The following is a 19,917-nucleotide window of genomic DNA, read 5'->3' as shown; positions in this document are numbered from 1 at the left end:
GTGGTCCTCGATCTCAAGATCTGCCCGGCCTGCGGCGATCGCGCCGAACGGCCACAAGTCGAGAGCGGGCTGCTGGTGTGCGCGGAATGCGCGCACCGGTGGCCGTTCCGGCGGCTCCCGTTGTTCGCGCTGACCGGCCCGAGCGGAGCGGGGAAGTCCACCGTCGGGCCGCGGCTGGCGGAACGGCTCGGCGACCTCGCGCTCGTGGTCGAGCAGGACGTGCTGTGGACCGGGGCGTTGCGCGACGACGTCCCCGGCCATCCCGCGTTCCGGTCGACCTGGCTGCGGATGGCGGCGATGCTGCACCAGAACGGTCGCCCGGTCGTGCTCTGCGGCACCGTCGCGCCCCCCGAGTTCGAGCAGTTGCCCGAGCGCGTCTTCTTCTCCGAAATCCACTATCTGGCGCTCGTCAGCGAGCCCGACGCGCTGCGCAAGCGCCTGCTGGCGCGGCCCGCCTGGCGTGAGTGGGACGAGGAACGGGTCGAGGAGATGCTGGAGTTCAACGAGTGGCTGCAACGGGAAGCGCCGTCGCTCGATCCGCCGGTCGAGTTGTTCGACACCACCCACATCCCGGTGGACGCCGCCGTCGACCACGTCGAGCTTTGGGTGCGCGGCCTGCTTTCAGGGGCACAGCGGTTTCAGGGACACAGCGGCCAGGTGCGGCCTTCGGGTGAATCCAGCCAGATCACCTGATCGTCACCGTCGAGGCTGAGCCCGAACCGGTCCCGCCACGGCTGACCGAGTTCGAGCCATTCCTCTTGCGCGCTTTCGACGATCTCCCACAGCCGTCGCGGGCCGCCCTCGGCCACTTCGTACTCGCGGTCCGACTGCCGATGCCGGACCCAAGAGCCGTCCGAATGGACCAGCGCGGTGTTCTGGCCGTCCCGTAAGGCCGTCACGCCGGGAAGCTTGAGCCCGGCGAAGAACTCGAAGCGGCTGCGGACTTCGGTGATGACTCCCATCGGCAGCCGGGTCGGCCGCCAGGCGACGTCGCCGTCCGGCACCTTCGACGGCCTGAACCGGTGCGCGCGCAGTGGCATGAAGCGACCGTCGCGGCCGAGCACGCGCCCTTGTCCCGTCGCGCCTTCGCCCGCGACGATCCGGACGAGCCCGCCGCCGATCGGCCGGTTCAGCGTGGTGACGATCAGCCCGCCCGGAACGGTCTGCTCCAGCCACGCGGGCGGGATCGACGACACCGAGCACGTGCACAGCACCCGGTCGTAGAGAACGCCCGCCGGGAAGCCGTCGGCTCCGTCGGACGCGGCGCACGAAGGCGCGTACCCGGCCTCCGCGAGCCGCTCGCGCGCGGCGTCGACCAGTTCCGGGTCGATGTCCACTGTGTACACGAGCCCGGAGCCGAGCCGATGGCACAGCAAGGCGGCGTTGTACCCGGTGCCCGTGCCGATCTCCAGTACGCGGTGCCCGTCGGCGACCCGGAGCTCTTCGAGCATGATCGCCATGATCGACGGCTGGCTGGACGAACTCGTCGGCGTTCCCGGCTGCGCGCCCAGATAGCGCGCCCGTTCCCAGAGTCCCGAATCGTCGTCGAGCTGGATGACCAGCACTTCGGGTGAGTAGGCGCGCCTGAGCCATTCTTCGTCGCCGTTCTCCACCGCGGCCCAGCCGTTCGCCGCCGGGACGAAGAACCGCGGCAGGAAGACGTGCCTCGGCACGGTGCGGAACGCGGTCATCCAGCGCGCGTCGTGCAGGACGCCCTCGGCGAGCAGATGCTCGACGAGGCGCCGCCGCAGCCGCGTCGCACTCGACATCCCTCCAGCGTAGCGGGGTGAGCGGCAACACACCCGATGGTTGCAAGCAGAGTGCTTGCAATAGCTAGCACTCGCGCGTAGCGTTGAAGGCGTCGCGAGGAGGTGACCGATGTCAGACACCAACCGGGATCAGCCCCCGTCGGGCGGACCGATGGAGAAGGTCGCGGACATCGCTTCCGACATCGGCGAGTACATCCGCCAGCAGCGCAGCACGGCGAAGATCTCCTTGCGGCAGCTGTCGAAACTCGCCGGCGTGTCCAATCCGTACCTCAGTCAGATCGAGCGCGGGGTCCGCAAACCCAGCGCGGAGATCCTGCAGCAGATCGCCAAGGGCCTGCGTATTTCGGCCGAGGCGCTCTACGTGCAAGCGGGAATCCTCGATCTGCCCACGGGCGGCCCGGTCGGCGACTCGATCCGCGCCGACACCGAGCTGACCGAGCGGCAGAAGCAGGTCCTGCTCGACGTCTACGAATCGTTCCGCCGCGAGAACGCCGCCGCGAAGTCCCCGCGGGCGGAAACCACAGTCCAAGCCGAAACCGAGGAGTCAGCATGACCACGGCCACCAAGACCGACCGCAAGAACACCGCTCTCGACCAGTTCCGCACGCCGCTGCTCGCCGCGCTGGGCGCCGGGAACCTGGCCGGCCAGGCCGTCGTCGACGCCGTGAACAAGGCCAAGGAGAAGGTCGTCGAGGGTGGCGAGACCGCTCGCAAGAACATCGAAGAGCTCCCGCACGACGTCGAGGGCCTCCGCGAGAAGCTGGACCCGGCCGAGCTGCGCAAGGTCATCGACGAGTACACCGAAGCCGCGCTGAAGCTGTACAACAAGCTGGCCGAGTCCGGCGAGCAGGCGTGGGACAAGATCGCCGCGCAGCCGCAGGTCAAGAAGGCCATCGAGCAGCTCGAGGACGCGACCGCGGACACCCGTGAGCGCATCGACACCGTGCTCGGCAAGGTCACCAAGGGCACCCGCTCGGTGGGCGAGAAGACCGCCCGCAAGGTGACCGAGGTCGCCGGCGAGATCGCCGACGAGGTCGAGGAGATCGGCGACGACCTCGCGCACGAAACCCGCTCGGCTTCGCGCAAGGTCGCCAACAAGACCGCGCCGAAGACCACCGCCCCCGTGCGCCGCACCCCCACCAGCCCGGTGGCCAAGAAGCCGGCCACCGCGCCGAAGACGACCGAGAAGTAAAGCTCTCCGCGTGAAGTCCAGGGCCCCTGGCACCGGTTCCGGTGCCAGGGGCCCGGGTCATTCGCCCGGTTTGACGTAAGCTGACTTCGTGTTCGTTGCCACCTGGATCCTCATCGCCATCCATTGGGGCGGCGCATTGACCGGGCTGTTCGCTTTCGTTAATGCGCTGAGGCAGCGCTCGGACGCGTATTCGGCCGCCGACCGCAAGACCAAGCCCATCTGGATGCTCATCACCGGCGGGGCCACCGTGGTGCTGACCCTTTTCGAGTTCTACGGCGGCGGCATGATCCTGTGGCTGCCCGCGCTGGTCGCGGTCCTGGTCTACCTCGTGGACGTCCGCCCCAAGCTCATCGAGGTCCAGCGGGGCGGCCGCAACTGGTGACCGCGGTGGCTATCGTGGCGCTGTGACTACCTGGACCATCGCCGGAAGCCTCACCGTCGTCCCCGCCCTCTCCCGCCCGGACCTTGTCGCCGAGCCCGTCGCCAAGGCGCTCGCCTCCCTAGTCGATCCTGATTCCGTCGGGGTCGTGGAGATCGACGCGGACCTGGCCGACACCGCCGCCTTCTGCGAGGCGTACGGCTCACCGCTGTCGGCGTCCGCGAACTGTGTCGTGGTCGCGGGCAAACGCGCCGGCGAGGTCCGCTTCGCCGCCGCGATGATCCTCGCCACCACCCGCGCCGACGTGAACGGCGTGATCAAGCGCCGCCTCGACGTGCGCAAGGCGTCCTTCGCCCCGATGGACGAGGCCGTCTCGCTCACCGGCATGGAGTACGGCGGCATCACCCCGGTCGGCCTGCCCGAGGGCTGGCCGATCCTGATCGACCAGCGCGTCGCGGACGAACCCGAACTGGTCATCGGCAGCGGGATCCGCGGCGGCAAGCTGCTGATCTCGGGCGCGACCCTCGCGTCCCTGCCCGGTGCCGAGGTGATCGACGGGCTCGCGCGTCCCGTCGAGTGAGACTGTCCACAAAGGATTTCAAGCTGGCTTCGGCGTTCGAGGCCGAGGTCCTCGAGGTCGACCCCGCGTTGCTGACGAGGCTCGGTGAGAACCGCGCCCGCGTGCTCGGCGCGCTGACCGATCGCCCCGTCTACGGCGTGAACACCGGCATGGGGCGGCTCGCGGGAGTCGCCTCGCCCGCGTCGGGCGCGCACCAGCGGAACCTGCTGATCGGCCGGGCCGTCGGCGGTCCGCCCTGGCTTTCGGCGGAGGAAGTGCGCTGGCTCCTGCTGGTGCGCCTGCGGGATCTGCTCGCACCGGAGGCGGGCGCGAGCCCGGGGCTGGTGACGTTCCTCGTCGACCGGCTGAACGAGGGCTTCACGCCCGCCGTGCCGAGGACGGGCCTGGGCAGCGCAGGCGAGATCATCCCGCTGGCGCATGCCTTCCAGACCTTTCTCGGCGTCGGGACCGTGCTGGTGGACGGCGTCGAGACGCCCGCGTCGGAGGTGCTGGCGAAGCCGTACGAGCCGGGTCTCAAGGAGGGCGCGACCCTCATCCAGGGCTCGCCACTGGCCGAGACGCTCGCCGCGTTCGCGCTCGTCGAGGCCAGGCGGCTCGTGGACCTGCAGACGCTGGCCGCGGCGATCGCGATCGACGTTCTCGGTGCGCCGCAAGCGGTCTACCGGCCCGCGCTGGCGGGAGACGATCAGGTCCTCCGCTCGGTGCTTCTCGAAGTGAGCGGACTGATCCACGGATCCGTCGAACGGCCGGAGGTCGTGCAGGCGCCGGTTTCCGTCCGGGTCGCGCCACGCGCGATCGCCCATCTGACCAGGGTCACCGCCGAGCTGGACGAGGTCCTGCGGCGCTCGATGCCGACCGACTCGCCGGTCTTCCTGGACGGCGAATTCGTGTCCACGACAGGTTTCCACGCCGTCGAGCTCGGGCTGCGGATGGACGCGGTGACGGCGGCGCTGGTGCATCTCGGCGAGGTGAGCGTCCAGCGGACGCACCGGTTGCTGGACGAGCGGTTCAGTGGCCTGCCCGCACAACTGGCGCCCGCTCCGGGACCGCAGGCGGGACTGGTGCCGCTGCACAAACGCGCGGTGGGGGAGCTGCACGCGTTGCGGCGGCTGGCCGCGCCCGCGACGTTGGGCTCTGTCGACACTTCCGCCGGACAAGAGGACGTGCAGGCGTTCGCCTGGGCCGCGGGCAATCAGCTTCGTGACGCCTGCGCGCGGCTGTCCGCCATCACGGCTTGTGAGCTGATCACGGGTTCGCAGGCGCGGTGGCTGGCGTCCGGTGACGGGCCGCCCGGGCTTCGGGCGGCATACGCGCGGCTCCGGGAACTGGTGCCACCGTTGGCCGCGGATCGGTCATTGGGGCCGGAAGTGACTGCTCTCGTCGCCGCGTTTTCCTCCTCGGGATTCGCACTCGAACAGGTCAGGCTTGGGCTTCCGCGCGGGACTGGATCGCCAGCCCGCGCGGGGTCACCACCCGGGTGATGAGCGCGAAAACGCCCTCGCACACCAAAGCCAGTACGACGACGGCGATGCCGCCCGCCAGGATCTCGCCGTGTCCCGGATCCCCGAGCGCGAAACCGTCCACAATGTACCGTCCGAGCCCGCCGCCGTCGTTGACGATCGCGCCGATCGCGACGGTCGCGACCAGTTGCAGGAACGCGACGCGGGCACCCGCGAGGATGACCGGTGACGCGAGCGGCAACTCCAGGCGCAGCATGATCTGCCACTCGCGGTAGCCGGTTCCGCGCGCGGCGTCGACGGTTTCCTGCTCCAGCTGGATGACGCCCGCGTAGGTGTTGGTGAACAACGGCGGCAGCGCCAGGGCCACCAGCGCGAGCATCAGCGGCCAGAACGTCGTGTCGACTTCGAGCCGGGAAGCCAGGAACCAGAACAGGATCACCAGCCCGAAACTGGGGATCGCGCGGCCGATGTTCACCGCGCTCGTCGCGAGGAACTGCGCGCGGCGGTAGTGCGCGAGCCACAACGCGGGCGGGATCGTCAGCACGGCCGAGATCACCAGTGCCAGCAACGAGAACTGAAGGTGCTCGACCGTCCGGTACGGCACGCCCGCGGAGTCGGTCCAGCTCCAGCGGTTCGGTTCGCCGAACCACTCGATGGTCTGGTCGATGATGCTCATCGCGACGCCTTCCGAGACCACGGCGCGAGCGCGCGCCCGCCGACCCACAGCAGGAGATCCACCACCACGGCCAGCACCACGGAAAGCCCGACACCGACGATGATCGACGTCGGGTTCGGGGTCGCGGTCTGGATCCCGGCGCGGATGAAGTACCCGAGCCCGCCCTTGCCGAGCATGGAAGTCACCGTCACGAGCCCGATCGTGGTGACCGCCGCGACGCGCAGGCCCGCGATCACCACCGGCAGCGCGAGCGGCAGTTCAACCTGCCACAGCAACCGCGAACGCGTGAAACCCATGCCCAGCGCGGCTTCGCGGACTTCCTTGGGCACCTGTTCGACGCCCGTGACGATATTGCGGATGAGGATCAGCAACGTGTACGTCGCCAACGGGATGACCGCGGTCGTGAAGGACGTCAGGCCGGTGAAGGGCACCAGGACGGCGAAGGCGCCGAGACTCGGGATGACGTAGAGCGAACCGGCCGCGCTCAGCGCGACGACGTAGAACCACCGGCGACGCAGCGAAACCACGGAAACACCGATCGACACCACCAGTCCGATGGCGAGCGCCGCCGCTGTCAGCGTGATGTGCTCGCCGAGCCGCTCGAGGATCTCGTCGAAATGGCGGTCCACCCACCGCCACTCGAACAGCGGCCGCCCGCCCTGGGCGGGTACCGGGAACACGGAGGAGGCTCGCACCGGCCGACCCTACCCCGATCGGGCGTACAGATTCCGCTCTCTGAGAGCACACGGGGCGGAACTCTCAAAATGTGGATTCTGTCGTGACCCGGAGATACTGTCCATTCCTCTGTTCGAGTCATAGGAGTGTGTGCACGTGCGCTGGACACGGAATGTTCGAGTGGGCGCGGTGCTCGCCGCCGCCGTCCTCGGTATGACCGCCTGCGGGGGTGGCGAAGACGCGGCGGCCCCGGCCGCGCAGAGCAAGGGCGGGGCGCCGATCGTCGTCGCCTCCTTCAACTTCACCGACAGCCTGGTCCTCGCCGAGCTGTACGCGAACGCGCTGGAGGCCAAGGGTTACCCGATCACCCGCAAGCTGAACCTCGGTTCGCGCGAGCTGATCTACCCGGCACTGAAGTCCGGCGAACTGCAGTTCATCCCGGAGTACCAGGGCGCCGCCATCACCACCGGCTTCGGCAAGGAGGCCGCGAAGGACGCCGCGGGCGAGCACGAACAGCTCAAGAAGCTGTTCGAGGCCGACGGCATCGGCCTGCTGGACTACTCGCCGGCGGAGGACAAGAACACCTACATCGTGAAGGCCGATCTCGCCAAGGAGAAGGGCCTCGCGAAGATCAGCGACCTGTCCAAGGTCGACAACGTCATCGTCGCGGGCGGCCCGGAGTGCGAGAAGCGGCTTCCCTGCTTCAAGGGCTTCACGGACGTCTACAAGCTGAAGGCCACCTTCCAGACCGTGCAGGAAGCGGGCCCGCGCGTCGAGCAGCTGCGGTCCGGCAAGGTCACCGTCATCCCGGTCGACTCGGTGAGCCCGCTCGTCGGCGACCCGCAGTTCGTGGCGCTGGAGGACGACCTCGCCATCGTGCCGACCGAGAACGTCGTGCCCGCGGTGAACAAGAAGGTTCTCGACGAGCGTGGCGCCGACTTCGCGGCCGCCGTCAACGCCGTCAGCAAGGCCCTCGACACCGTGCAGCTGCGTGAGCTGAACAAGCGCGTCGACTCGGACGGCGAGAAGCCGGGCGACGTCGCGAAGGACTGGCTGAAGGAAAAGTCCCTCATCTAGCCCCCCGCGCGCGCTATGAAAGGCCCGTTACTTGCAAATTTTGCAAGTAACGGGCCTTTCATAGCGTTGGGGGAAGGACGGAGGGGGCGCTCGTTCCCCCTGCGGGTAGCGGTGGAATCGTGGACGCTGTCGTTGCACACGGGTGAAAGGGAGTGGGATGGGAAAGGTCACGGCCATCGCGGAGCGCACCATCGAAGCGCCGGCGGACAAGGTCAGGACGCTCGTCGCGGACTACACGGAAACCCGGCCGAAGCTGCTGACGGAGCACTACCGCGACTACGAGGTCATCGAAGGCGGCGTCGGCGCGGGCACGAAGGCGAGCTGGAAGCTGCAAGCGACGTCGAAGCGGGTGCGTGACGTCGCCGCGACGGTGACCGAGCCGTCCGAAGGCACCATCGTCGAGACCGACGCGAACTCGAGCATGGTCACCACCTGGACCGTCCGCGAGGTGCCGGAGGGCAGCCTCGTCCGGATCGAGACGACCTGGGACGGCGCGGGCGGCATCGGAGGCTTCTTCGAGAAGACCTTCGCGCCCGGTGGCCTCAAGCGGATCTACGAAGGCGTTCTCGGCAAACTCGCCGAGGCCGTGTAGCGCTCGCCACAATCGGAATGGTCGCCCCGGTTAGCCCGTTGTACCCGTCGTGAATACGGGGCGATCGCCCCGCTTGTGGTTCGCAACAGACTTGGAGTTACCTCGTGAACGCAACCGAGATCCGGCTCGCCTCCCGTCCGCACGGTGTCCCGACGCTCGAGAACTTCGAAATCGCGGACGTCGAGATCCCGACGCCGGGTGAGGGCCAGATCCTGGTCCGCAACCAGGTCCTGAGCGTGGACCCGTACATGCGCGGCCGGATGAGCGACGCGAAGTCCTACGCCGAGCCGTACGAGGTCGGCAAGGTCATGCACGGCGGCGCCGTCGGCGAGGTGCTCGAGTCCACCGTGGACGACTTCAAGCCCGGCGACATCGTGCTGCACGGCCTCGGCTGGCGTTCCCACGCCGTCGTCGCCGCGAAGCACGCGGTGAAGGTGGACCCCGAGGCCGCGCCGATCACGGCGTACCTCGGCGTCCTCGGAATGACCGGGCTCACCGCGTACGCCGGGCTGCTCGACGTCGCGGAGTTCAAGGAGTGCGACACCGTCTTCGTGTCCGGGGCGGCCGGTGCGGTCGGTTCCGTCGTCGGCCAGCTGGCGAAGCTGAAGGGCGCGAAGCGCGTCATCGGCAGCGCCGGCACGGACGACAAGGTCAAGTGGCTGACCGACGAGCTGGGCTTCGACGCGGCGTTCAACTACAAGGACGCCCCGGTCGTCGAGCAGCTGCGCGCGGCGGCGCCCGAGGGCATCGACGTGTACTTCGACAACGTCGGCGGCGAGCACCTCGAAGCGGCCATCGACTCGATCAACCTGCACGGCCGGATGGCGATCTGCGGGATGATCTCGGTCTACAACAACACCGAACCCGCCGCGGCGCCGCGCAACCTCGCGTCGATCATCGCGAAGCGGTTCACCATGCGCGGCATGCTGGTGGGCGACCACTTCGCGCTGCAGCCGCAGTTCGTCAAGGAGGTCGCGCCGCTCGTCGCCTCCGGCGAGCTCAAGTACTCCGAGACCATTGTGGACGGTATCCGCAACGCGCCGCAGGCCTTCCTGGACCTGCTGGGCGGTGCGAACACCGGCAAGATGCTGGTCCGCGTCTGACCCCTCCCCACAAGCGCTATGAAAGGCCCGTTACTTGCAAAATTTGCAAGTAACGGGCCTTTCATGTCACGCGCGAGGGGCTCAGTACTGCGTCGTAAGGGCACCTTCGGTCAAGGCGGCGTCGAGCTGCTCCGCCGAGATGTCCAGCTTCATCTGGTCACGGAACATCCGGCCGGCGCTCGGGATGCCGGAGCGGTCCGGCCAGGTCTCCGGCTTCCACAGCGAGGACCGCAGGAACGCCTTGGCGCAGTGCAGGTACAGCTCCTGGACCTCGACCATGATCGCCAGCTGCGGCCGCTTGCCCTTGACCACGAGGTCGTCGAAGAACGGCGCGTCCGCGACCAGTTTCGCGCGGCCGTTGATCCGCAGCGTCTCGTTCATGCCCGGCACCAGGAACAGCAGCCCCGCGTGCGGGTTCTCGAGGATGTTGGTCTGGCTGTCCAGCAGCTTGTTGCCGGGCCGGTCGGCCAGTACCAGCGTCTTGTCGTCGAGCACCAGCACCGAACCGGCCGGGTCGCCGCGCGGGGAGACGTCACAGGTCCCGTCGGACGAGGCCGTCGCCAGCAGGTGGAACGGCGAGTGCTCGATCACCGTGCGCGCGTGTTCGTCGACGAAGGAGAGGATCTTCCCCTTGGTCGTCTCTTTCGGATGGCCCAGGTGCTCGCGCAGCGCTTCCCGCGTCTCGATCACCTTGATCTCTGAGGTCCCCATGACCTCAGTGAACCATCAGAAGACGACGGTTCGGTTACCGTGCACCAGGACGCGGCCCTCGAGGTGCCACCGCAGCCCGCGCGCCAAGGTCACCTTTTCGATGTCGCGGCCCTTGCGGACCATGTCCTCGACCGAGTCGCCGTGGTCGACGCGGATCACGTCCTGGTCGACGATCGGGCCCGCGTCGAGGTCGGCGGTGACGTAGTGACAGGTCGCGCCGATGAGCTTCACCCCGCGCGCGTGGGCCTGGTGGTACGGCCGCGCGCCGACGAACGACGGCAGGAAGCTGTGGTGGATGTTGAGCGCCCGCCCGGCCCATGCCTCGCACAGTTCCGGGGGCAGGACCTGCATGAACCGGGCGAGCACGACGGCGTGCGGGTCGTGCTCGTCGACCAGTTTCCGCACCTCGGCGAACGCGGGCGCCTTGGCGGTGGCGTCACCGGCGGGGAACGGGACGTGGTGGAACGGGATGCCGTGGGCGCGGGTGATGTCGCCGAGCGACTCGTGGTTGCCGATGACCGCGGCGACGTCGACGTCCAGTTCCCCGGACGCGACGCGGCCGAGGAGGTCGTAGAGACAGTGCCCGGCCTTGGAGACGAGGATCACGGCGCGACGGCGCTCACCCGTGTCGCTGACCTGCCAGCTCGACTCGGCGGAAAGCGACTCGGCGACGTCGGCGAAGCGCGTGCGGAGTTCGGTGGCGTCGAACGGGAGCGAGTCGGCGCGGACGACCTGGCGGGTGAAGAACCAGCCGGTGTCCGGGTCCGTGTGATACGCCGCTTCGACGATCCAGCCGCCGTGCTCGGCGAGGAAACCCGAGATGCGAGCGATGATGCCGGTGCGGTCAGGGCAGCCGAAGGAGATCACATAGCGGCGTTCAGGGTTCGACACACACGCCATTGTCGCCGGTCCCGGCCGCGGCGCGGCGCCGGGTCAGGATGCGGACGCGGACCCGCCGCCCGATCTCGATCGCCGCGACCAGCACCAACCCGAGCGCGAAGGACAGCAAAAGGCCCTTCTCCGGCTCGTCCGTGAAGGCCGCTCCGCCGACGAGACCGATCAGGACGCTGTACACCGCCCAGACGCTCGCGCCGAGGGCGTCGAGCGAGACGAACTTGCCCGGCGGGTAGCCGAGACTCCCGTTCGCGAGTCCGCTCGCGACGCGCCCGCCGGGTAGGTAGCGGGCGGCGAGGATGAGCAGGACGGCGTTGCGCCGCACCTGGATCTTCGCCCATTCGTAGCGCCGGACCCCGTCCGGACCGCGTTGCAGGCGGGCCAGCGCTCGCGGGCCCGCCGCGGCGCCGACGGTGTAGCCGAGGCAGTCGCCCGCCCACGCCCCGAGCGCGGCGACCAGCGCGAGGAGCGCCAGCTGCGGCAGGTCCGGGCCGATCAGGACGGCGACGGTGATGACCGTCGTCTCACTCGGCATGAACGGCAGGAGCGCGTCCAACCCGGACACGAGGAACACGATCACCCACAGCCAGGGTGATCCCAGCGAGCCCCGCAGCAGCTCGGTGACGTACTCCAGCAGTTCCACGGTTCCATGGTGATCACCGCAGGTCGCGTAGGGGTGACGGAGTGGGGTTGTACCGATGAATTCCTAGTCGGGAGCGACCGACGACCACGGCACGGTGAGCTCGCCGAGCCGCCACCTCGACGGCCGGTTCAGCACCGGCCAGCCCCGCGCGGTGAGCAGGTGGACGGTATGCGCCCAGCGGGCCCGGACGCCGAAGTTCTGGTGCGGCGCCGCCGTCGCCCAGCAGGTGTCCAAGGTGGACAGTAGTTCGTGGACACGTTCGCCGGGAACGTTGCGGTGGATGAGACTTTTCGGCAATCGCTCGGCCACTGTGGACGGACGTTCCAGGCTGGCGAGATGGACCGAAAGGGTCAGCGTGCGGGGCCCGTCGTGCCCGACGGCCACCCAGGTGCTCAGCCGTCCTATCTCGTCGCAGGTGCCCTCGACCAGGAGCCCGTCCGGCGCCATCGCGTCCAGCATCAGCGACCAGGCCCCCGTGACCTCGGCCTCGTCGTACTGCCGCAGCACGTTGAACGCGCGCACCAGCACCGGGCGGGTCCCGGCGAGTTCGAAGCCGCCGCGCCGGAAGTCCAGCCACGGCTTGTCGACAGCGGATTGCGCGACGGCGACTCGTTCGGCGTCCAGTTCCAGGCCGAGCACGCGGACGTCACGCCGGACCGAGCGCAGCCGGCGCGCCATCTCGACCGTGGTCACCGGTGAGGCGCCGTAGCCGAGGTCCACCACGAGCGGCTCGTCCGCGCGGCGCAGCAGCCGCGTCGCGGCCGGGTCCCGCGCGAGCCACCGGTCCACCCGCCGGAGCCGGTTGGGGTTGGTCGTCCCGCGTGTCGGTGCCCCGACCGGCTTCAGCGCTCGGCCAGCCACTTCGCGACGAATTCCGCCTCGCGTTCCAGCAGTTTGGTGACCTGTTCGGCGATCACGTTCTCCAGTTTCCCGCCGACGAACGGGATCCGCACCTTGACCTCGCCGCTGTTGGTCAGGGTCGTCTGCGCACCTTCGCCGGTCAGCGACGTCTTCGCGGTGATCTCGCCGGGCACGCCCTGCACGGACGCCGTCGCGGTGCCGGCGTAGCCGTCTCCGGAGGCCTTCCAGGTCTGCTCGCGCTCGACGACGAGGTCGCCCCGGTGCAGCGTCCGCACGGCGGAGGGGAGCTTGTCCGAGCTGATGCCCTGACGCAGCTTGTAGCGCACGCCGTCCCCGGCCGGGACGTATTCCAGCAGCTCCGCGTTGTCGCCGCCGATCTGCTCCAGCCTGGCCCGCAGTGCCTCTTCGCTCGCCACCGCTTCCCACGCGCTCGCGAGGTCGGCGGAGAAGGCTGTGCGGTGCTCGATACGGGAGGCCATGGCGCCAGACAGTACCGTTCACGGGCGTGAGCACTGCCGAAACTCCCATCCAGCACGCCGTCCTCGCCGACCACACCACGCTGCGGCTCGGCGGCCCGGCGCGGCGCTACGCCGAGGCGACGACCGCGCAGTCCCTGGTCGACGCGGTCCGCGAGGCCGACGAGGCGGGCGAGCCGGTCCTGCTGCTCGGCGGCGGCTCGAACCTCGTCGTCGCCGACGACGGCTTCGAGGGCACGTTGCTGAAGGTCGGCAACACCGGCTGGACGCGTGACGGGGATCTCGTCGAGGTCGCGGCGGGCCAGAACTGGGACGGTTTCGTCGAGGGCCTGGTCGCCGACGGCGTCGGCGGGCTCGAATGTCTCTCCGGCATCCCCGGTTCGGTCGGCGCGACACCGATCCAGAACGTCGGCGCGTACGGCTGCGAGGTGGCCGAGTCCCTGGTCTCTGTCGACCTCTACGACCGGGCCACTCGCGAGACCCGCACGCTGACCGCGGAGGAACTCGGCTTCGGCTACCGCACGTCGATCCTGAAGGGGACCGATGCGGGCGTCGTGCTCACGGTGCGCTTCAAGGTCACCGAAGACGGCCTCTCGGCCCCGATCCGCTACGCCGAACTCGCCCGCACGCTCGGCGTCGAGATCGGTGACCGGGTCCCGGCGGACAAAGCACGCGAAGCGGTCCTCGGGCTGCGTCGCGGCAAGGGCATGGTCCTGGACGCGGACGATTACGACACGTGGAGCGCGGGCTCGTTCTTCACCAACCCGATCATCGGGGAGGCGCAGGTCGCGAAGGTGCTGGCGGGGATCGTGAACGTCGTCGGCGAGGACGTGCGCGTGCCCCAGTACCCGGCGCCTGGCGGCACGAAGCTGTCCGCGGCGTGGCTGATCGAGCGCGCCGGGTTCGCGAAGGGGCACGAAGGGCCGGGCGGCCGGGTGTCGCTGTCGACGAAGCACACGCTGGCGCTCACCAACCGGGGTAAGGCGTCGACAGCGGATCTCCTCGCCCTGGCCCGCGAAGTGCGCGACGGCGTCGAGGCTCGCTTCGGCGTTTCGCTGCACCCGGAGCCCCTGCTCATCAACTGCTCGCTCTAGCCCTCTCCTGCGTTTCGTCCTCTAGTTGCGGTCGTTCGTGGCACGAACTACCGCAACTAGAGGACGAATTGCGGGTGGTGAACAACCCCGGGCCGGTCCCGTGCGTCTATCCCCTTGAGGGGCGAGGGTGAGTTCCATCGCCGCGGGTAACGTCGGAGAGGTCCCCAGCGCTGAGCGGGTAGAAGCTCGCGGGGGGCCAATGGGAGGTACACGGTGATCGAACGGCGCACGGTGTTCAAGGCCGCGCTCGCCGCGGGTGCGGCCATGGTGGCCGCTGCCTGCTCCAGCGAATCAGGCGGCAACGCCAAGCCGGAAGGCAGTGGTGGCGAAGGAGAGAACTCCGCGCCGCCGGTGGCCAAGATCACCGCCGAGCCCGCCGCCGACGCCAAGGACGCCTCCGTGGTCACGCCGGTCGTGGTGAAGGTCGCCGACGGGAAGCTCACCGAGGTCAAGGTCACCGGGGAATCCGGCAAAGATGTCAAGGGTGAGCTTTCGCCCGACGGTCTCACCTGGACGGCTTCCGAGGTCCTCGGCTACGGCAAGACGTACACCTACGCCGCGAAGGCCACCGGCAGCGACAACAAGCCCGCCGAGTTCAAGGGCACCTTCACCACGGTCAAGCCCGCCAAGGAGGTTCGCGCCACGCTGAACCCGGCCGACGACGCCGAGGTCGGCGTCGCGATGCCGATCAGCGTGAAGTTCGCGTCCCCGGTCAAGGACAAGGCCACCGTCGAGAAGGCGCTGAAGGTGACGACCGACAAGGACGTCGAGGGCTCCTGGGGCTGGCTGTCGGAGACGCAGGTCGACTGGCGGCCGAAGGAGTACTGGCCCGCGAACATCACGGTCAACGTCGAGGCGAAGCTCTACGGCGTCGCGCTCGGCGGCGGCGCGTACGGCAAGGCCGACGTCACCACCAAGTTCAAGATCGGCCGCAACCAGGTGGTCAAGGTCAACACCCCGGACCACACGATGAAGGTCTACCGCGGCGGCTCGGAGTCGGCGAGCTACCCGTGCTCGAACGGGCTCGACGGCGACGTCCAGCGGAACACCCCCAACGGCACCTTCATCGTGATGACGAAGGAGCCGACGGCCCGCTTCGACAACGCGCGCTACGGCTACACCAACGTCAACAAGAAGTGGGCCTGCCGGATCTCGAACAACGGCGAGTACATCCACGAGAACCAGGACAACGCGTCGAACATCGGCAAGGCCAACACCTCGCACGGCTGCGTGAACCTGCTCGAGGCGGACGCGAAGAAGTACTTCGACTCGGCGATGATCGGCGACCCGGTCGAGATCACCGGTTCGAAACTGGCCAGCCCGATGAAATCGGACGTCAAGAACTGGTTCTACGACTGGAAGTCCTGGAAGGCCCTGTCAGCTGTCAAATAGCAGGTGAGCGGGGCACCGACCGACTCGGTACCGGCGCCCTGGTCGCAGGGGTGACGACGTGGGGTCGTCACCCCTGCGGCCTGACTCGCTCCTCGAATATCCACGAGGGGGTCGTGAGCGGTAAGTGTCGTTCTAACGCTCTTTATCACTCACGACCCCCATGTAAAACCGCGCACAGCGCCCGAATCGGGCACCAGAACCCTGACGCAGCCCCTTGTGGGCAGCCGCACCCCGCCAGGCGACAACCCGCCCGCTGGACACCCTCGAAACCTGACCCGTGCGAATAGCCGACTTTGCCGAGACTCTGGCGCTAGGCGCAGTGAAGGCCTCCATCACTACGTTCAAGGTAGGCAAGGGGTCCTTGACGACCCGGCCCCGTGAGCGATCGCAGCCCGAAGCCGGTAGGCACCCTTGGCCCTAATCCGAATCGCCACTCACGACCACCCCGGCCGACCTCATAAAGTGCGGGGCATGAAGACCGAGGTAGTCGGCTACGGCGGGACCCGCATCGGCTTGTGGGTCGAAGGCGACGAGAACACCCGTCCGATCGTGTTCGTGCACGGCTGGGCCCAGTCCGCCAAGGCCTGGGCGCCCCAGATGGCCGATCCCGCGCTTTCCGAGCGGTTTCGCCTGGTCGCGATGGATCTGCGTGGTCACGGGGACTCCGAGGTCCCCTCCGCGGGCTATGACGATCCGCGGATCTGGGCCGAGGACCTCGCCTCCGTGCTCGACTTCGCCGGTGACGACGCGATCGTCGTCGGCTGGTCCTACGGCGGGCTGGTCATCACCGACTACCTCCGGGTACACGGCTCCGCGCGGCTCAAGGGCGTCGTTTTTGTGGGCGCTATCACAGAAATCGGCAAGAACCGGCCGGGTGGCAAGGTCGGGCCTGCGATGCGCGAGGCGATTCCGGCGGTGCTGTCGGACGATCCAGCGGTCGCGATTCCCGCGTTGGTGCAGTTCAGCGCGCGGATGACCGCCTCGCCGGTGTCCGGGACGCTCACTCAATCTCTGCTCGGCGCCTGCCTTTCGACGCCGCCTTCGGTGCGTTCCGCGCTGTTCCGGCGTGACGCCGGGAGCGAGGATGTTCTTCGCGATCTGGACAAACCGGCACTGATCGTCCATGGTCTCGCGGATGCTGTGATCGATCCGACGTGCGCGGAATACGCGGCCGGGAAGATTCAGGGTGCCGTCATGCGTTGGTTACCTGAGGTGGGGCATCTGCCGTTCGCCGAAGCAGCGGATGAGTTCGGTGATCTGCTGCGCGGGTTCGCCGATCAGTAGGACTTCAGGAGTGTTGACCAGGTGACGATCCCTCTGCACGGGTTCGATGCCGCGCCCAGGCGCGTCGCGGTGCTGTCGTTGCACACCTCTCCGCTGGAACAGCCGGGTACCGGCGACGCCGGCGGGATGAACGTCTACGTGAGCCAGACGGCCACCGAGATGGCCCGCAGGGGCGTCGAGGTCGAGGTGTTCACCCGGGCGACGTCCTCGGACCAGCCTCCGGTCGCCGAACTGGCGCCCGGCGTGCTGGTGCGGCACATTCCGGCCGGGCCGTTCGAGCCGCTGGGACGCCACGAGCTGCCGGCGCAGCTGTGCGCGTTCACCGCCGGGGTGCTGCGGGCCGAGGCGTTCCACGAGCCGGGCTACTACGACCTCATCCATTCGCACTACTGGCTCTCCGGCCAGGCGGGCTGGCTCGCCCGCGATCGCTGGGGCGTGCCGCTGGTGCACACCGCGCACACCCTGGCGAAGGTCAAGAACGCGGCGCTGGCCGAGGGCGACACCCCGGAACCGCGCACCCGCGTGATCGGCGAGGAACAGGTTGTCACCGAGGCGGACTGCCTGGTCGCGAACACCCGTGTCGAGGCTCGTGAGCTGATCGAGCTGTACGACGCCGACCCGCACGCCGTGCACGCCATCCCGCCGGGCGTCGACCTCGACCGCTTCACGCCGGGTTCGCGGCAAGCCGCGCGCCGGGCGCTCGGCCTGCCACAGGACGCGATCGTGCTGGCGTTCGCGGGGCGGATCCAGCCGTTGAAGGCGCCGGACGTCCTCCTGCTGGCCGCGGCCGAAATGCTGCGCGAGCGGCCGGAGCTGGCGTCGCGGCTGGTCGTGCTGATCGTCGGCGGCCCGTCCGGGACCGGGCTGGAGCAGCCGCAGGCCCTGCGCGAGCTGGCCGTCTCCCTCGGCATCGAGGAGCAGACCCGGTTCATGCCGCCGCAGCCGGGCCGGTCGCTGGTCAACGTCTACCGCGCGGCCGACATCGTGGCCGTGCCGAGTTACAACGAGTCGTTCGGGCTGGTCGCGCTCGAGGCGCAGGCCTGCGGGACGCCGGTGATCGCGGCCGAGGTCGGCGGTCTGCCGGTCGCGGTCCCGCACGGGGTTTCCGGGCTGCTGGTGCCTTCGCACGATCCGAAGGACTGGGCGGCCGCGCTCGCCAACGTCGCGCTGCGGCCGGGGTGGCGTGCCGAACTCTCGGCCAACGCCGTCGTCCACGCGCAGCGCTTTTCCTGGCGCCGTACGACGGACCGGCTGCTGGACACGTACGCTCAGGCGACCGGCGCGTTCCGGCGTGCCCTCGAACAGCGCGCGGAGGTGGCGGTTTGACGCTCGACGAGACTCTACGGTCCTCTTTGGACAGTGCGGGCCTGGAGTACGACAGACGCGGCGAGGGAAAGTACTTCGTCACGTTGCCCGGCACCAAGAAACTGCAGACGAACTGCTGGCTGGTCGCCGGGGACCACGCGTTCGCCGTCGAGGCCTTCGTCTGCCGCCGTCCCGATGAGTCCCATGAGGACGTTTACCGCTTCCTGTTGCGCCGCAACGCGAAACTGTACGGCGTGCACTACACCGTCGACGCGATCGGCGACATCTACCTGGTCGGCAAGTTCGGCCTGGACACGGTGACCGAGTCCGAACTGGACAAGATCCTCGGGCAGGTGCTGGAGGCCGCCGACGGCGACTTCAACACGCTGCTGGAACTCGGGTTCGCCGAGTCGATCAGGCGCGAATGGGACTGGCGCGTCTCGCGCGGAGAGTCGCTCGCGAACCTGGAGGCGTTCAAGCACCTCATCGAGCCCGCGAACGGGCACGAACCCGGAGCCTTGACCGACTCGTGACCCGAACGGTGCAACGGGTCTGAACCCTGCTCCGTCTCTCTCCGCAGCACTGGAGGGAGAAGGATCGATGTTCAAGCGATTGAGATGGGTGGCCGCCGCCGGCATCGTGCTGGCACTGGCCGGTTGCTCGGCGACCGATTCCGGCGGCGAATCCGCCGCGATGCCGATGTCGGCCGACGGCAAGCAGGCCGTGCCGAACCAGGGCGCGCCGAGTCAGGAAGGCCCCGGCGGCACGGGCAAGGCGGGGGCGAACAAGACGCCGGCGCCCGCCGGTCAGCCGGGGATTACCGACCGCAAGCTGGTGCGCACGGCGAGCCTGGAGCTCACCACGCCGAACGTGGCCGACCTGATCTCGCAGGTGCGCGTCATCACCCAGGGCGCGGCCGGTTACACCGGCCAGGAGAGCACCCAGGAAAAGCGGGCGACGATCAACGTCGTCGTTCCTTCCGAGCGCCTCGACGGTGTGCTGGACCAGCTGGGGAAGCTGGGCAAGCAGGTCCGGCGAGAGGTCACCGCGACGGACGTGACCGAGCAGCTGGTCGACGTCGACTCGAGGCTGGCCACCCAGAAGGCGAGTGTCGAACGCATCCGCGCGCTGCTCGCCAAGGCGACCTCGGTCTCGGAGATCACGTCGGTCGAGAGTGAGCTCACGAGCCGTGAAGCCGAACTCGAGTCGCTTCAGAAGCGCCGCGAGAGTTTGGCCGGAAGTGTTGCCATGTCGACAATTTCGGTGCAGATCAAGGCGGAAACGGTTGCGGCGGCGGAGGAATCCCGCGGTGGGTTCTTCGGCGGGCTGACCGACGGCTGGGACGCTTTCCTGACCTTCGGCGGCGGGCTGCTGACCGTGATCGGTGCGATGGCGCCGTTCCTGCTGGTCTTCGGTATCCCCGCGGCTGCCCTGGTGTGGTGGCTGCGCAAGCGGCGCCGTCCGGCGGCCCCCGCGATGGCCGGGGGCCCGGATCTGCCGTCGGCTCCGCCGCTGGAGTGAGCCGGAAAAAACTAGGCGGGACGGCTCGAGGGAGGGGGGAGTCGCGATCTCGAGCCGCCCCGCTGAAGTTCCCGCCAAGGTGGACCCGGTGACGAGGGGGATGCCAACGGGGCCGGCGGGCGCCGCGACTCGGCAGGGGGGAGACGAGTCGCGGTCGTCACCCGCGTCGAGCCGGGGAGTGCGTGGAATCCGGCCGCGCGGGACGTAGTCAACCTGTCAGATCTCCACCTGTAA

The 19,917-nt window shown here is 68.9% G+C and carries 23 protein-coding genes; 15 read left to right on the top strand and 8 right to left on the bottom strand.

Features of this window, described 5'->3' with window-relative positions; all coding sequences use genetic code 11:
• Positions 1-693 carry an AAA family ATPase gene (locus ACLJPX_RS44040; protein ID WP_410606053.1) on the top strand — a complete coding sequence of 231 codons (693 nt, stop codon included), beginning with the start codon at positions 1-3 and terminating at the stop codon, positions 691-693.
• Here the strand turns inward: ACLJPX_RS44040 and ACLJPX_RS44035 are convergent.
• Entirely contained in the window at positions 639-1,769 is a 1,131-nt protein-coding gene (locus ACLJPX_RS44035; protein ID WP_410606052.1) for a methyltransferase domain-containing protein, read from the bottom strand. The genes ACLJPX_RS44040 and ACLJPX_RS44035 overlap by 55 nt on opposite strands.
• 151 nt (positions 1,770-1,920) lie before the next feature.
• Between ACLJPX_RS44035 and ACLJPX_RS44030 the strand changes: the two genes are divergently transcribed.
• From ACLJPX_RS44030 to ACLJPX_RS44010, 5 genes are all read left to right on the top strand, one after another.
• Positions 1,921-2,322, top strand: coding sequence for a helix-turn-helix domain-containing protein (locus tag ACLJPX_RS44030; RefSeq protein WP_410606075.1), 402 nt, complete (start codon positions 1,921-1,923; stop codon positions 2,320-2,322).
• Positions 2,319-2,960, top strand: coding sequence for a hypothetical protein (locus tag ACLJPX_RS44025; RefSeq protein ID WP_410606051.1), 642 nt, complete (start codon positions 2,319-2,321; stop codon positions 2,958-2,960). The genes ACLJPX_RS44030 and ACLJPX_RS44025 overlap by 4 nt, the downstream gene beginning before the upstream one ends.
• A gap of 88 nt (positions 2,961-3,048) precedes the next feature.
• Entirely contained in the window at positions 3,049-3,342 is a 294-nt protein-coding gene (locus tag ACLJPX_RS44020) for a DUF2516 family protein (protein ID WP_101611983.1), read from the top strand.
• Positions 3,343-3,364: 22 nt separating this feature from the next.
• Complete coding sequence (locus tag ACLJPX_RS44015; RefSeq protein ID WP_410606050.1) at positions 3,365-3,919, top strand: YbaK/EbsC family protein; 555 nt, start codon at positions 3,365-3,367, stop codon at positions 3,917-3,919.
• Positions 3,916-5,400 (top strand): aromatic amino acid lyase, encoded by a 1,485-nt coding sequence (locus tag ACLJPX_RS44010; RefSeq protein ID WP_410606049.1) that lies wholly within the window; start codon positions 3,916-3,918, stop codon positions 5,398-5,400. Before ACLJPX_RS44015 ends, ACLJPX_RS44010 begins: the two co-directional genes overlap by 4 nt.
• On the opposite strand, the gene ACLJPX_RS44005 is transcribed toward ACLJPX_RS44010, so the two are convergent.
• Together ACLJPX_RS44005 and ACLJPX_RS44000 are read right to left on the bottom strand one after the other, a co-directional pair.
• Positions 5,339-6,055, bottom strand: coding sequence for an ABC transporter permease (locus ACLJPX_RS44005; protein WP_410606048.1), 717 nt, complete (start codon positions 6,053-6,055; stop codon positions 5,339-5,341). The genes ACLJPX_RS44010 and ACLJPX_RS44005 overlap by 62 nt on opposite strands.
• Entirely contained in the window at positions 6,052-6,735 is a 684-nt protein-coding gene (locus ACLJPX_RS44000; protein ID WP_410606074.1) for an ABC transporter permease, read from the bottom strand. Before ACLJPX_RS44000 ends, ACLJPX_RS44005 begins: the two co-directional genes overlap by 4 nt.
• Before the next feature lie 175 nt (positions 6,736-6,910).
• Between ACLJPX_RS44000 and ACLJPX_RS43995 the strand changes: the two genes are divergently transcribed.
• The 3 genes from ACLJPX_RS43995 (at position 6,911) to ACLJPX_RS43985 (ending at position 9,502) form a co-directional block, all read left to right on the top strand.
• The gene (locus ACLJPX_RS43995) at positions 6,911-7,807 is read left to right on the top strand and encodes an ABC transporter substrate-binding protein (RefSeq protein ID WP_410606073.1); all 897 of its coding nucleotides are present in this window, start codon (positions 6,911-6,913) and stop codon (positions 7,805-7,807) included.
• Between the two features lie 157 nt (positions 7,808-7,964).
• Complete coding sequence (locus ACLJPX_RS43990; protein WP_410606047.1) at positions 7,965-8,399, top strand: SRPBCC family protein; 435 nt, start codon at positions 7,965-7,967, stop codon at positions 8,397-8,399.
• Between the two features lie 104 nt (positions 8,400-8,503).
• The gene (locus ACLJPX_RS43985; protein ID WP_410606046.1) at positions 8,504-9,502 is read left to right on the top strand and encodes an NADP-dependent oxidoreductase; all 999 of its coding nucleotides are present in this window, start codon (positions 8,504-8,506) and stop codon (positions 9,500-9,502) included.
• An 81-nt stretch (positions 9,503-9,583) separates the two neighbouring features.
• Here the strand turns inward: ACLJPX_RS43985 and ACLJPX_RS43980 are convergent, their stop codons facing one another.
• The 5 genes from ACLJPX_RS43980 to ACLJPX_RS43960 form a co-directional block, all read right to left on the bottom strand.
• Positions 9,584-10,213 carry a pyridoxamine 5'-phosphate oxidase family protein gene (locus ACLJPX_RS43980; protein WP_101611991.1) on the bottom strand — a complete coding sequence of 210 codons (630 nt, stop codon included), beginning with the start codon at positions 10,211-10,213 and terminating at the stop codon, positions 9,584-9,586.
• A gap of 15 nt (positions 10,214-10,228) precedes the next feature.
• Positions 10,229-11,113, bottom strand: coding sequence for a formyltetrahydrofolate deformylase (gene purU / locus ACLJPX_RS43975; protein ID WP_410606045.1), 885 nt, complete (start codon positions 11,111-11,113; stop codon positions 10,229-10,231).
• Complete coding sequence (locus tag ACLJPX_RS43970; protein WP_410606044.1) at positions 11,091-11,750, bottom strand: DedA family protein; 660 nt, start codon at positions 11,748-11,750, stop codon at positions 11,091-11,093. Before ACLJPX_RS43970 ends, purU begins: the two co-directional genes overlap by 23 nt.
• A 63-nt stretch (positions 11,751-11,813) precedes the next feature.
• The gene (locus ACLJPX_RS43965; protein ID WP_410606043.1) at positions 11,814-12,611 is read right to left on the bottom strand and encodes a class I SAM-dependent methyltransferase; all 798 of its coding nucleotides are present in this window, start codon (positions 12,609-12,611) and stop codon (positions 11,814-11,816) included.
• Positions 12,593-13,090 (bottom strand): DUF2505 domain-containing protein, encoded by a 498-nt coding sequence (locus tag ACLJPX_RS43960; RefSeq protein WP_410606042.1) that lies wholly within the window; start codon positions 13,088-13,090, stop codon positions 12,593-12,595. Before ACLJPX_RS43960 ends, ACLJPX_RS43965 begins: the two co-directional genes overlap by 19 nt.
• A 26-nt stretch (positions 13,091-13,116) precedes the next feature.
• Between ACLJPX_RS43960 and ACLJPX_RS43955 the strand changes: the two genes are divergently transcribed.
• The 6 genes from ACLJPX_RS43955 (at position 13,117) to ACLJPX_RS43930 (ending at position 19,683) form a co-directional block, all read left to right on the top strand.
• Positions 13,117-14,181, top strand: coding sequence for a UDP-N-acetylmuramate dehydrogenase (locus tag ACLJPX_RS43955; protein ID WP_410606041.1), 1,065 nt, complete (start codon positions 13,117-13,119; stop codon positions 14,179-14,181).
• Between the two features lie 213 nt (positions 14,182-14,394).
• Positions 14,395-15,573: a L,D-transpeptidase gene (locus ACLJPX_RS43950; RefSeq protein ID WP_410606040.1), complete on the top strand. Its 1,179-nt coding sequence runs from the start codon at positions 14,395-14,397 to the stop codon at positions 15,571-15,573.
• Positions 15,574-16,044: 471 nt separating this feature from the next.
• Positions 16,045-16,857: an alpha/beta fold hydrolase gene (locus ACLJPX_RS43945; protein WP_410606039.1), complete on the top strand. Its 813-nt coding sequence runs from the start codon at positions 16,045-16,047 to the stop codon at positions 16,855-16,857.
• Positions 16,858-16,878: 21 nt separating this feature from the next.
• On the top strand, positions 16,879-18,183 hold the full coding sequence (mshA, locus tag ACLJPX_RS43940) for a D-inositol-3-phosphate glycosyltransferase (RefSeq protein WP_168214474.1): 1,305 nt from the start codon (positions 16,879-16,881) through the stop codon (positions 18,181-18,183).
• Positions 18,180-18,695 carry a YbjN domain-containing protein gene (locus ACLJPX_RS43935; protein ID WP_101611999.1) on the top strand — a complete coding sequence of 172 codons (516 nt, stop codon included), beginning with the start codon at positions 18,180-18,182 and terminating at the stop codon, positions 18,693-18,695. The genes mshA and ACLJPX_RS43935 overlap by 4 nt, the downstream gene beginning before the upstream one ends.
• Positions 18,696-18,762: 67 nt before the next feature.
• Positions 18,763-19,683 (top strand): DUF4349 domain-containing protein, encoded by a 921-nt coding sequence (locus tag ACLJPX_RS43930; protein ID WP_410606038.1) that lies wholly within the window; start codon positions 18,763-18,765, stop codon positions 19,681-19,683.
• The last annotated feature ends 234 nt before the right edge of the window (positions 19,684-19,917 follow it).

This window comes from Amycolatopsis sp. lyj-90, assembly GCF_046549035.1.
In the GTDB taxonomy this organism is placed as follows: domain Bacteria; phylum Actinomycetota; class Actinomycetes; order Mycobacteriales; family Pseudonocardiaceae; genus Amycolatopsis.
Note: the sequence above shows the minus strand (reverse complement) of the source record. Positions and strands in the feature narration are given on the sequence as shown.